Below are 12,427 nucleotides of genomic sequence, written 5' to 3'. Positions count from 1 at the left end.
TCTACCGTTCGATCGTGCCGGTGCGGCGGATCTTCTTCTGCAGGAGAAGAATGCCGTAGAGCAGCGCTTCGGCGCTTGGCGGGCAGCCGGGCACATAGATGTCGACCGGCACGATGCGGTCGCAGCCGCGCACCACCGAATAGGAATAGTGATAATAGCCGCCGCCATTGGCGCAGGAGCCCATCGAGATGACGTAGCGCGGCTCCGGCATCTGGTCGTAGACCTTGCGCAAAGCCGGGGCCATCTTGTTGGTCAGCGTTCCCGCCACGATCATGATGTCGGACTGGCGCGGCGACGCGCGAGGAGCCACGCCAAACCTTTCAGAATCATAGCGCGGCATCGAGGTGTGGATCATCTCGACGGCACAGCAGGCGAGACCGAAGGTCATGAACATCAGCGAGCCGCTGCGTGCCCAGGTGATCAGCGCCTCGGTCGAGGTGACCAGAAAACCCTTGTCGGCCAGTTCATTGTTGATCTCGAGGAAGAACGGATCGTCGGAACCGACCGGACGTCCGGTATTGGGGTCGATCAGGCCTTTGGGCTTCGGCGCGACGAGCGTTCCGGAACTGTCGTTCAATCCCATTCCAGCGCTCCTTTTTTCCATTCATAGGCAAAGCCGATGGTCAGCACCGCCAAAAACACCATCATCGACCAGAAACCGAGCATGCCGATCTTCGAGAACGACACCGCCCACGGAAACAGGAAGGCCACTTCCAGATCGAAGATGATGAACAGGATCGACACCAGGTAGAAGCGGATGTCGAATTTCATCCGGGCATCGTCGAACGAGTTGAACCCGCACTCGTAGGCGGAAAGCTTCTCCGGATCGGGATTGCGATAAGCCACCAGGAACGGCGCGATGATAAGCGCCAAGCCTACAACTGCGGCCACGGCGATGAAGAGGACGATGGGCAGGTATGAACTGAGGAGTACGTTCATGCTCGGCTTTCCGTTGGCGGCCAATCCACTTTGATTACAGCAACCAACCCTAATGCGGAAGCGCGACAGTTTAACCGCTGAACCGTTTTAGGTGCCTTTGCTGCAACGCGGCGAGGGTTAGCGCAGGGCTTTCAGCGAAGCAAGTCAAACCTTGTTCAAAAGACAGTGCTGGACGGCAGGCCGGGAAAAACTGGTCCGATCTCCTCCTGTTTGATTTCCTTCATCTTTCACTCCACTTTTGTCTCCTGACACATCTCCCGCCATTTGCCTGCTAGCATGACCGGAATCGCCGGCTAAAGTCGGGAAAAATGGTTCGAGGCAAGACACTTTGACGAAGGACAATATCTCACTCCCGACGGCCAGGCGCATCGCGCTCGCCGCGCAAGGATTTCTCGATCCCCGCCCGGTCGGCACGCCCGATCGCCGCCACCTCGCCCGCGTGCTGTCGCGCACCGGCCTGCTGCAGATCGATTCCGTCAGCGCCGTGGTGCGCGCCCACTATATGCCGCTCTATTCGCGCCTTGGCCCCTACCCGCTCACCCTGCTCGACAATGCCGCAATCACCCGCAAGCGCACCGTGTTCGAGTACTGGGCGCATGAGGCCTCGTTCCTGCCGGTCGAGACCTACCCACTGATGCGCTGGCGCATGCAGCGCGCTGAAAGCGGCGACGAAATGTATCTGGGCCTCGCCAAATGGGGCCGCGAGCACGCCGCCTATATCGAAGAGATCTACCGCGCGGTCGCCGAGCGCGGCCCGATTGCCGCTTCGGCACTGGAGGGCCAGAAAGGTTCGGGCGGCTGGTGGGGCTGGAGCCACGCCAAGCACGCCTTCGAATGGCTCTTCTGGGCCGGACGCATCACCACGGCGCACCGCCGTGGCTTCGAGCGTTTCTACGACCTGCCCGAGCGCGTGCTGCCGCAGGCGATCCTCGACCTGCCGGTGCCGGCGGCCGAGGACGCGCACCGCGAATTGCTGCGCATTTCCGCCCGCGCCCACGGCATCGCGACGTCGGGTCACCTGCGCGACTATTTCCGCCTGTCGCCGGCCGATATGAAGGGCCGGCTGGAGGAACTGGTCGAGTTGGGCGAACTGCTGCCGGTGCGCGTCGAAGGCTGGGACAAGCCGGCTTACCTCTATAAGGACGCCCGTCTGCCGCGAAAGATCGAGGCCCGCGCGCTACTGGCGCCCTTCGATCCGGTGGTCTTCGAGCGCTCGCGCACCGAGCGCCTGTTCGATTTCCACTACCGCATCGAGATCTACACGCCGGCCGAAAAGCGCCAATATGGCTACTACGTGCTGCCCTTCCTGCTCGGCGACCGGATCGTCGCCCGCGTCGATCTCAAGGCCGACCGGCCTGCGAGTGTCTTACGCGTCCACGCCGCCTACGCCGAAGCAGGCGCACCGCCGGAAACTGCCGCAGAGCTGTTCGAGGAATTGAAGCAGATGCAGGGCTGGCTTGGCCTTGAGCGCATCGAAGTGGCGCCGGCCGGCAATCTGGGGAAACCCCTGGTCGACATCGCCATGTCGTAGCAGTGCGTTGACACAACTCCCCGCAACAGCCTAAATCCGCTCCAGACGGTCCCCTGCCCGCAACGGCAAGGGCCAAGAGGGAATGCGGTGCGGGACGAAAATCCCAAATCCGCGGCTGTCCCCGCAACTGTAAGCGAAGAGCCAAGGCCGAAAGCCACTGGGTAACACCGGGAAGGCGGCTAACCAAGGCGATGACCCGCGAGCCAGGAGACCTGCCGTCTGAGACAAAGTATCCGATCGCCTGGCGGGTTTCCGGGCAAGGAGCACGGTTTTTGGACCAGAACAGCAGTTTTTCGGCTGGCACAGCGGATGTTTCGTCTGCCAATAGCGACGCGTTGGCTGGCGTGACCGTCATCGTCTGCGCCTCATGCCGCGATGAAACCGGCTCAGACGCTCACCCCCGCGCCGGCGAACTGCTGGCCGACGACACGCGCCTCGCCGCAGCCGATGACAACATCCGCGTCCGCACCGCCGAATGTCTCGGCAATTGCAAGCGCCGCCTCAGCGCCGCGATCCTGCGTGATGGCTGCTGGAGCTATGTCTTCGGCGATCTGGCCGCAACCAGCGGCGCCGATCTCGTCACCGGCGCAAAGCTCTTCGCGACTTCGACCGACGGTCTCATCCCGTGGCGCGGCCGGCCCGATAGCCTCAAGCGCGGCCTCGTTGCCCGCATCCCACCCCTCGATATGCTGAAGGACTGACGATGAACGTTTCAAACCCGACCGGCAATCTCTCCCGTGTTCCCTGCACCGTCGTCACCGGCTTTCTCGGCGCCGGCAAGACGACGCTGGTCCGCCATCTCCTGGAAAACGCCGGGGGCAAGCGCATTGCCATCATCGTCAACGAGTTCGGCGACATCGGCATCGACGGCGAGATTCTCAAAGGGTGCGGCATCGACACTTGCCCCGAGGAAAACATCGTCGAACTGGCCAATGGCTGCATCTGCTGTACAGTCGCCGACGATTTCGTGCCCGCCCTCGACAAAATCCTCGCACTGACGCCGAGGGTCGACCACATCCTGATCGAGACCTCGGGCCTCGCTCTGCCCAAGCCGCTGGTCCAGGCGTTCCAGTGGCCGAGCGTGAAGAGCCGGGTGACGGTCGACGGTGTCATCGCCGTGGTAGACGGCCCGGCGCTGGCCGAGGGACGCGTCGCCAACGACATGGACGCGCTTCAGGCGCAGCGTGTCCAGGACGAGACGCTCGACCATGACGACCCCGTCGAAGAAGTCTTCGAAGACCAGATCGCCTGCGCCGATTTGATCATCCTGTCGAAGAGCGATTTGATGGATTCAGCCGGTTCGGCCCGCGCCAACACCATCATCAATGAGCATTCCGCCCGCGCGGTAAAAATCGTGCCGACCGCGCATGGCAAGGTCGACCCGTCGGTGCTGCTTGGCCTCGGTCTCGCCGTCGAAGACGACATCGAGAACCGCAAGTCGCACCATGACGGCGCCTTCGACCACGAGCATGACGATTTCGACACCTTCATCGTCGACATCCCCTCGATCACCAATCCGGACGAACTGGCCAGGCGCGTCGCTACGGTGGCCGAGGAAGAGAATGTTCTGCGCGTGAAAGGCTTCGTCGATGTCGGCGGCAAGCCGATGCGGCTTTTGCTGCAGGCCGTCGGCCGACGCGTCAACCATTATTATGACCGCGCCTGGACGACCGAAGACGATCGCCGCTCGCGTCTCGTCGTCATTGGCCTGAAGGGGCTGAACCGCCCGGCGATCGAGCGTATACTCGCCGGCTGATCTCAGGCACGAGCCGCGATGCACATACTCACCACGACCTCCGCCTCGCTCGACGATCTCGCCGAGCCCGTCGATCTCGGGCAGACGCCGGCGGATATCGTGGTGCTGTCCTTCACCGACAGCGACCTCGCCGGCCTCGCGGCGGCCTGGAAGGCCGATGCCGTCCGCCTGCCGTCGATGCGGCTGGCGGCGCTGCGCGACCTGCGCCATCCCATGTCCGTGGACCTCTGGATCGACAGCGTCGCCCGCCACGCCAAGGTGATTTTGGTGCGCATCCTCGGCGGCTACGACTGGTGGCGCTATGGCTGCGACCAGCTTGCCGCGACTGCCCGTGCGAACGGCATCAAGCTGGCACTGCTGCCGGGTGAAAGCCACGACGAGGATTTCAGGCTGATCGAAGCCTCGACGCTGCCGCGCGAGGAGTTGGACGGCCTGCTTGGCTATTTCCGCGAGGGCGGACCGGAGAATATGGCAGCACTGATGCAGCGGCTAGCGGGGTTGGCTGGGTCCGATGTGGCGGCGGCTGAGCCGGTCAGCGTGCCGAAAGCTGGCTACTACGAGCCAGGCCGCGGCGTCGTAGGCAAGTTGGATTTGGCCGATGTCGGCGTTCCTTCACACCCCCCTCTGTCCTGCCGGACATCTCCCCCGCAAGGGGGGAGATCAGCCGTCACCAAAGGCGGCTCCTCTCCTGCTCCTTTGGAGATCTCCGCAAGGTCTGCGATTGGCGAAAACATTTATGAGAGCACAATCTCCCCCCTTCCGGGGGAGATGTCCGGCAGGACAGAGGGGGGTGGGCGGGAACTCGGCGCAGACAACATCAACTCTCCCATCATCCCCATCCTCTTCTACCGCTCAATGCTGCTGGCCGCCGATGTCGCGCCAATCGATGCGCTTTTTGATGCACTGCGCCAACGCGGCATGAGACCGGTCCCGATCTTCGTCTCCAGCCTCAAAGACCCGACCTCCCTGGCCTTCGTCGGAACCGCGCTGGCCGCACTCAACCCCGCCGCCATCATCACCGCAACCGCCTTCGCTTCCGGCGCCGAACCCGGCGTCGAAACCCTGTTCGACCGCGCCGGCGTGCCTGTCTTCCAGGTCATCGTCGCCACCACCCGCCGCGACGTCTGGGACAACAACCAGCGCGGCCTGGCGCCCGCCGACCTTGCCATGCATGTCGTGCTGCCCGAACTCGACGGCCGCATCCTGGCCGGCGCGATTTCCTTCAAGGGCGAGAGCGAAACCGACCCGGCACTCGGCCACCGCGCCTTTGCAAACCGGCCGGAACCGGATCGCGTGGCGCAAGTGGCGGAGCGTGTCGCGGCGTTCATCAAGCTGCAGCAGACGCCCCGCGCGACGCGTAAGTTGGCGATCCTCATTCCGGACTATCCGAGCGCGCCCGGCCGCACTGGCTATGCAGTGGGCCTGGATGTGCCGTCCAGCGTGCTGGCCATGCTGCATGACCTGAAGGAGCAGGGCTATCGCGTTGAAGGGATTCCGCAAACGCCGCGTGAGTTGCTGGACCCGTTGGAGCGGAGAGGCGATGGGCTGGGGTTGGAGGAGTATCTGGACTTCTCAAAGGATTTGCCGGCTGACGCACTGGCTGCAGTCGAGGCGGCATGGGGCGCCCCTTCACCCTCCCCCTTGTGGGGAGGGTCGGTTCGCGACATTCGCGAAGCGGATGGCGCGAAACGGGGTGGGGGTAGCGGTGCACCACCCCAACCCGGCCCTGCGGGCCACCCTCCCCACAAGGGGGAGGGTAAGAGCGGCTTCCCCTTCCGCGCCGCCACCTTCGGCAACATCACTGTCGCTCTCGCCCCCGACCGTGGCCGCTCGGCCCACCGCCGCGCCGATTACCACGACCCGACGCTCCCTCCCCGCCACAACCTCATCGCCTTCGGCCTGTGGCTGCGCAAATCGCTCCGCATCCATGCTCTCATCCATGTCGGCGCTCATGGCACGCTGGAATGGCTGCCCGGCAAGACGGTAGCGCTCTCACAAAACTGCTTCCCCGAGATCGTCACCGGCTCGTTGCCCGTCATTTACCCCTTCATCGTCTCCAATCCCGGCGAAGCGGCGCAGGCGAAGCGGCGTATCGCCGCCGTCACGCTTGGCCATCTGCCGCCGCCGCTGACCGGTGCCGGCCTCGACGAAGGGCAGCACAGGCTCGAACGCCTCGTCGACGAATATGCCCAGGCCGACGGCCTCGACCGCCGCCGCCGCGATCGTCTGGCCAAGCTGATCGTCGACACCGCGCAAAAGAACGGCCTCGCCTCCGAAGCAGGTGTCGCCCAAACCGATGCGCCCGACGAGGCGCTGCGCCGCATCGATGCCTGGCTCTGCGACCTCAAGGATTTCGCCATCAAGGACGGCCTGCACATTTACGGCCGCGCGCCCGACGACGAACCCGACGCCGTGCGCCGGCAAAGTGCCGAAGCCGAGAAGGCAGCACTTCTTGCCGCGCTCGACGGCCGTCACATCAAGGCGGGTCCGGCGGGCGCACCGGCGCGTGGCCGCTCCGACGTGCTGCCCACCGGCCGCAACCTGTTCACCTCCGACCCGCGCACCATGCCGACGCCGACCGCCTACGATCTGGGAAAGGCGGCGGCAGAAGAAGTCGTGCGCGGCTATATGCAGTCGCATGGCGACTGGCCGCGCTCGCTGGTCATCGACCTCTGGGGCTCGGCCTCGCTGCGCACCGGCGGCGAGGAGATCGCGCAAGGCCTGGCGCTGATGGGCTGCCGGCCGCAATGGGATTCGGCCACCGGCCGCATCACCGGCATCGAAGTGCTGCCGCCGGCCACGCTCGGTCGCCCGCGCGTCGATGTCACCTGGCGGATTTCGGGTCTGTTCCGCGACATGTTCCCGACCCAGATCGCGCTGATCGACGCCGCCGCCAACGCCGTTGCCGCGCGTGACGAGGACGATTCGGAAAACCCGCTCGCCGCCAGAACCCGCGCCGATGGCAAGATCGGCCCGCGCATCTTCGGCACCTCGCCCGGCACCTACGGCGCCGGCGTCGAGGACCTGCTGTCCAGCGGCGACTGGGTCGGGCGCGAAGAAATCGGCCGCGCCTATCTCGATGCGACGTCGCATGCCTATGGCGGCGCCAAGAGCGAAGGCATCGCTTCCCCCGGTGCCTTCGAGACCCGCGTCGCCGAGGCCGATCTTCTCGTCCACACCGGTGACGACCCCGGCCGCGATATACTTGAAGGCTCCGCCGACGTCGCTTTCATCGGCGGTTTTTCGGCGGCGCTGGCGGCACTGGGCCGCAATGCCGACGTGATCGTGCTCGACACCACGGATCCGCAGAAGCCCAAGCCGCGCTCGGTCGGCGAGGCTGTGTCGCGCGTGGTGCGCGCCCGCGCCGTTAATGCGCGCTTTATAGCCGGCCAGATGCGGCATGGTCCGCGCGGCGCTTCCGAGTTTGCCGAAACCGTCGACCGCCTCATCGGCTTTGCCGAAACCACGCACGCCATTTCGGGCGCGTTGATCGAGGCCGTGCATGACGCCTATGTCGGCGATCCCGATGTCCGCGCCTTCATCCTGCGTGAAAATCCGGCCGCTGCCAAAGTCATCGCCGAGCGCTTCCTGTCGGCGCGCCGGCGCGGTCTCTGGCATCCCTTGCGCAACTCGGTCGACGACGATCTCGCGGCGCTGATCGCCGAGGCCGAGGCGCTCGGGGTTGCGGCATGAACGCCTTTTCAAGGCGCGGCGCCTGCCCGGCTCTGTCAGCGCCGATGCAGACCGGCGATGGCCTGCTGGTGCGGCTCAACCCGGTTGCTGGAGGGCTTTCCCCCAAGTCGCTGATCGGACTCTGCGAATCCGCCTTGAAGCGCGGCAACGGCATCATGGAAGTGACCGCGCGCGGCAGCCTGCAGATACGCGGGCTGACGGCGGAAAGCGCAGCGCTGCTGGCGGCGGAGGTGGATGCGCTGGGCATCGCCGTGCGCACCGGCGTGCCGGTCGAGACCGGGCCGCTGGCCGGCATCGATCCGCGGGAGATTGCCGATCCGCGAGCTTTGGCTGAGCGGATCAGGATGGCGGTTGAGGAGGCTGGGCTGACGGCAAGGCTGGGACCGAAGGTTTCGGTGGTTGTCGACGGCGGCGGGCAGTTGACGATGGATGCGGTGACGGCCGATGTCAGGCTGAAGGCGGTGCGGGTGGGCGGCAACGTTATGTGGGCTTTGTCTGTTGCCGGCGACGGTCAAAGCGCGAGGCCGCTTGCGACGGCCGATGAGGATGCAGCGCGCGATATTGCGGTTGCTGTGCTGAGGATGGTTGCCGAGAAGGGGCGTGACGCACATCCTCGGGATTTGTCGGAGAGGCAATTGGCCTCTCTCGCAAGCTGGCATTCCTTCGCGCCCCCCTCTGTCCTGCCGGACATCTCCCCCTTAACGGGGGAGATCAGCAGGGTCGCCGGCGGCTCTCCACTTTCCACGCTGAAAATTGGCGAAATCGCCCACGAAGACGCAATCTCCCCCCTTGAGGGGGAGATGTCCGGCAGGACAGAGGGGGGTGTGCAGGATCGCCGGCCTATCGGTCTTTTCCCCTTATCCAACGACACCACCGCTCTCGGCATAGCCCTCCCCTATGGCAGCATGCCGGCCGAAAAACTCATCGCCCTCGCCCAAAGCGCCCTGTCCCTCGGCGTCGCCGAAATCCGCCTCGCCCCCGGCCGCGCCTTGCTGTTCCTCGGCCAACCGTCGTCCGCAAACCACCCCCTGCGAGCCACCGCCGCCGCCCTCGGCTTCGTCACCATCGCCGCCGACCCGCGCACCCGCATCGCCGCCTGCCCCGGCACTCCTGCCTGCGCATCCGGACAAATCGCCACGCGCGATATTGCCGAGACAATCGCCGCCGAAATGACCGATAGTCTCGACTTCACACTGCACATTTCCGGCTGCGCCAAGGGCTGCGCGCACCCCGGTCCGGCGGCGCTGACATTGGTCGGCGGCGAAAACGGAGCCGGACTTGTCGTGAACGCGACGGCAAAGGCCCTTCCTGCGGGCTACAGGCCGGGCTATGACGCCGCGCGCGGCATCGGTCGCGTCGCAGCGATGGTCCGCAGCGCTCGATATCCAGGTGAAACCGCCGCCGCCTGCCTGACAAGGCTCGGACCGGCGGCAATCGCCAAGGCTTACCGACAAATTGAACAACGGAAATGAGCATGGCCGCCTACGACTACATCCATGACGGCAACGCGATCTATGAACGTTCCTTCGCCATCATCCGCGCCGAGGCCGACCTGTCCCGGTTCTCCGAGGCGGAAGCCGACGTCGCCATCCGCATGATCCATGCCTGCGGCCAGGTCGAAGCATCAAGTCATTTTGTCTTCTCCAGCGATTTCGTCGCCGCCGCCCGCAGCGCTTTGGCGGCCGGCGCACCGATCTTCTGCGATGCCGAAATGGTCTCGCATGGCGTCACCCGCGCCAGGCTGCCGGCCGGCAATGAGGTGATCTGCAGCTTGCGCGACCCGCGCACGCACGACATCGCCAAGCAGATCGGCAACACCCGCTCGGCCGCCGCGATCGACCTCTGGGGCGAACGCATGGCCGGTTCGGTCGTGGCCATCGGCAATGCGCCGACAGCGCTCTTCTATCTCCTGGAAAAGCTGCGCGATGGCGCGCCGAAACCGGCCGCCATCATCGGCATGCCGGTCGGCTTCGTCGGTGCCGCCGAATCCAAGGATGCGCTGGCTGAAAACTCCTACGGCGTGCCCTACGCCATCGTGCGCGGCAGGCTTGGCGGCAGCGCCATGACTGCAGCCGCGCTCAATTCGCTGGCGAGGCCCGGCCTGTGAACGCAGCCGTCAAAGAAGATCTGGCAAAAGGCCGTCTTGTCGGCGTCGGCACGGGGCCTGGCGACCCCGAGCTGCTGACGCTGAAGGCCGCGCGCGTTCTGGCCGAGGCCGATGTCGTCGCCTACTTCGCCAAGCGCGGCAACAACAGCAATGCGCGCGCCATCGTCGAGGCGCGCTTCCGGCCGGATATGCTGGAACTGCCGCTGCTCTACCCCGTCACCACCGAGATCGACAAGGATCACGACGACTACCGTTCGCAGATCACCGATTTCTACGAGGAGTCGGCCGAGAAGGTCGCCGACCACCTCGAAGCCGGCCGGATGGTCGCCGTGCTCTCCGAAGGCGACCCGCTGTTTTACGGCTCCTACATGCACCTGCATGTCCGGCTGGCACACCGCTTCCCGACCGAAGTCATCCCCGGCGTCACCGCCATGTCGGGCTGCTGGTCGCAGACCGGCGTGCCGATCGTCCAGGGCGACGATGTGCTGACGGTTTTGCCCGGCACGATGAGCGAATTCGAACTGACACGCCGTCTCGCCGACACCGATGCCGCCGTCATCATGAAGGTCGGCCGCAACCTGCTCAAGATCAGGCGGGCGCTGGAGGCCACCGGCAAGCTCGCCCGCGCCGTCTATGTCGAGCGCGGCACCATGGCCGGCAGCATCACGGTGAAGCTTGCCGACAAGCCGGACGACAAGGCGCCCTATTTCGCCATCGTGCTGGTTGCCGGCTGGTCCGGCCGGCCTGGCGTCATGGGAGCCAAGCCATGAGCGGCCGCCTCACCGTCATCGGCCTTGGGCCAGGCAATGCCGATCAGGTGACGCCGGAGGCGAGCCGGGCCGTGGCGCAGGCAAAATTCTTCTATGGCTACAAACCTTATCTCGACCGGCTTGATCTTCGCACCGACCAAACCCGCGTCGCCTCGGACAATCGCGAGGAACTCGCCCGCTCCAAGGACGCGCTGGTAAAGGCGGCGGACGGCCATGACGTCGCCGTCGTCTCCGGCGGCGATCCCGGCGTGTTCGCCATGGCGGCCGCCGTCTGCGAGGCGATCGAGGCCGGTCCGGCCGAATGGCGCACCGTCGATGTCACTGTCGTGCCGGGCGTCACCGCCATGCTGGCGGTTGCCGCCCGCATCGGCGCGCCGCTCGGCCATGATTTCTGCGCCATCTCGCTGTCCGACAATCTCAAACCGTGGGATCTGATCGAGCTGCGCCTTTTGGCGGCGGCCGGCGCCGGCTTCGTCATCGCGCTCTATAACCCGATCAGCAAGGCGCGCCCTTGGCAGCTCGGCCGCGCCTTCGAATGCCTGCGCGCCATCCTGCCCGGCACCACGCCGGTCATCTTCGGCCGCGCCGCCGGCCGCCCGGACGAGCGCATCGAGGTTTTTCTGTTGGCCGATGTCGAGGCGGAAAGGGCCGACATGGCGACCTGCATCATCATCGGCTCGCCGGAGACAAGGATCATCAAGCGCGGTGACAAACCGGCGCTGGTCTACACACCGCGTTCCGCGACGGGGTCGAGACCATGATCGATCATCGCGGCCAATGCTTCGACAGTTTCGGCCGACGGCACCTCCGGCAGGATGGGCCTGCGCACCATCACCACCTCGATACCGAGCGCCCGCGCCGCCGCGATCTTGCCGTAGGTGGCCTCGCCGCCGCTGTTCTTGGATACGACGACATCGATGCGGTGCTCCTCGAGCAGCGCGCGTTCATCCGCCTCGCGAAACGGCCCACGCGCCAGCAGGTAGGTCGCATCAGGCACCGCCAGTTTCGGCTCGACCGGATCGACGCTGCGGACAAGGTAATGATGCTGCGGCGCCGCCTCGAAAGCCGCGACCTCCTGCCGGCCGAGCGCCAGGAAGGCACGGCGCGGCGGCGACCCAAGCGCGTGCACCGCATCGCCTGTCGTATCGATCTGCGTCCAGCGGTCGCCATCTATTGGCTCCCAGCCAGGGCGGCGCAAAGCAAGGATCGGCACAACCGAAGTGCGCGCGGCTTGCGCCGCATTGGCGGAAATTCGCGCGGCATAGGGATGCGTCGCGTCGATCAGCAGATCGGTTCGCGTCTCCTTGAGATAGGCCGCCAGCCCGTCGGCGCCGCCAAAGCCGCCGCTGCGCACCGGCACGCCTTGCGCGACCGGGCTTTCGGTACGGCCGGCCAGCGACAGAGTGACGAGGAAATCTTCCACCAGTTTTCCGGCCAATTGGCGCGCTTCTGTCGTGCCGCCAAGGATCAGAATCTTCTTCATGAGCACCATGTTGAACAGCGTCTGCGCTGCCCCTCACCCCTACCCTCTCCCCCTGAAGAACGGGGAGAGGGAGGCGTCAGCGCCGGAGCGTCTCCCTTCTCCCCGTCACTACACGGGGAGAAGGTGCCGGCAGGCGGATGAGGGGCGG

At 65.6% G+C, this 12,427-nt stretch carries 11 protein-coding genes and 1 riboswitch; of the genes, 8 read left to right on the top strand and 3 right to left on the bottom strand.

All coding sequences use genetic code 11. The features are described from left to right. Position 1: 1 nt before the first annotated feature. Complete coding sequence (locus NKH38_RS07910; protein WP_023670824.1) at positions 2–583, bottom strand: NuoB/complex I 20 kDa subunit family protein; 582 nt, start codon at positions 581–583, stop codon at positions 2–4. After that, complete coding sequence (locus NKH38_RS07905; protein WP_023670825.1) at positions 574–939, bottom strand: NADH-quinone oxidoreductase subunit A; 366 nt, start codon at positions 937–939, stop codon at positions 574–576. Before NKH38_RS07905 ends, NKH38_RS07910 begins: the two co-directional genes overlap by 10 nt. Before the next feature lie 328 nt (positions 940–1,267). On the opposite strand from NKH38_RS07905, the gene NKH38_RS07900 reads away from it, so the two are divergent. From NKH38_RS07900 to NKH38_RS07865, 8 genes are all read left to right on the top strand, one after another. Then, entirely contained in the window at positions 1,268–2,470 is a 1,203-nt protein-coding gene (locus NKH38_RS07900) for a winged helix-turn-helix domain-containing protein (RefSeq protein ID WP_352762431.1), read from the top strand. Positions 2,471–2,499: 29 nt separating this feature from the next. Beyond that, positions 2,500–2,704, top strand: a riboswitch (cobalamin riboswitch). 38 nt (positions 2,705–2,742) lie between these two features. After that, positions 2,743–3,171, top strand: coding sequence for a DUF1636 family protein (locus NKH38_RS07895; protein WP_023731238.1), 429 nt, complete (start codon positions 2,743–2,745; stop codon positions 3,169–3,171). 2 nt (positions 3,172–3,173) lie between these two features. Continuing rightward, complete coding sequence (cobW, locus tag NKH38_RS07890) at positions 3,174–4,226, top strand: cobalamin biosynthesis protein CobW (RefSeq protein WP_023731239.1); 1,053 nt, start codon at positions 3,174–3,176, stop codon at positions 4,224–4,226. A gap of 18 nt (positions 4,227–4,244) precedes the next feature. Then, complete coding sequence (cobN, locus tag NKH38_RS07885) at positions 4,245–7,919, top strand: cobaltochelatase subunit CobN (protein WP_023731240.1); 3,675 nt, start codon at positions 4,245–4,247, stop codon at positions 7,917–7,919. Continuing rightward, entirely contained in the window at positions 7,916–9,391 is a 1,476-nt protein-coding gene (gene cobG, locus NKH38_RS07880) for a precorrin-3B synthase (protein WP_352762435.1), read from the top strand. Before cobN ends, cobG begins: the two co-directional genes overlap by 4 nt. A gap of 2 nt (positions 9,392–9,393) precedes the next feature. Then, a complete protein-coding gene (locus NKH38_RS07875; protein WP_352762438.1) occupies positions 9,394–10,026 on the top strand; it encodes a precorrin-8X methylmutase in 633 nt (210 codons plus the stop codon). After that, positions 10,023–10,796 carry a precorrin-2 C(20)-methyltransferase gene (locus NKH38_RS07870; protein WP_352762439.1) on the top strand — a complete coding sequence of 258 codons (774 nt, stop codon included), beginning with the start codon at positions 10,023–10,025 and terminating at the stop codon, positions 10,794–10,796. The genes NKH38_RS07875 and NKH38_RS07870 overlap by 4 nt, the downstream gene beginning before the upstream one ends. Further along, on the top strand, positions 10,793–11,557 hold the full coding sequence (locus tag NKH38_RS07865; protein WP_352762441.1) for a precorrin-3B C(17)-methyltransferase: 765 nt from the start codon (positions 10,793–10,795) through the stop codon (positions 11,555–11,557). Before NKH38_RS07870 ends, NKH38_RS07865 begins: the two co-directional genes overlap by 4 nt. On the opposite strand, the gene NKH38_RS07860 is transcribed toward NKH38_RS07865, so the two are convergent. Further along, a complete protein-coding gene (locus NKH38_RS07860) occupies positions 11,521–12,279 on the bottom strand; it encodes a cobalt-precorrin-6A reductase (RefSeq protein ID WP_031247073.1) in 759 nt (252 codons plus the stop codon). The two genes, NKH38_RS07865 and NKH38_RS07860, sit on opposite strands and share 37 nt — an antisense overlap. Positions 12,280–12,427: the final 148 nt, after the last annotated feature.

This window comes from Mesorhizobium sp. M1078 (genome assembly GCF_040318615.1).
Lineage (GTDB): Bacteria > Pseudomonadota > Alphaproteobacteria > Rhizobiales > Rhizobiaceae > Mesorhizobium.
Note: the sequence above shows the minus strand (reverse complement) of the source record. Positions and strands in the feature narration are given on the sequence as shown.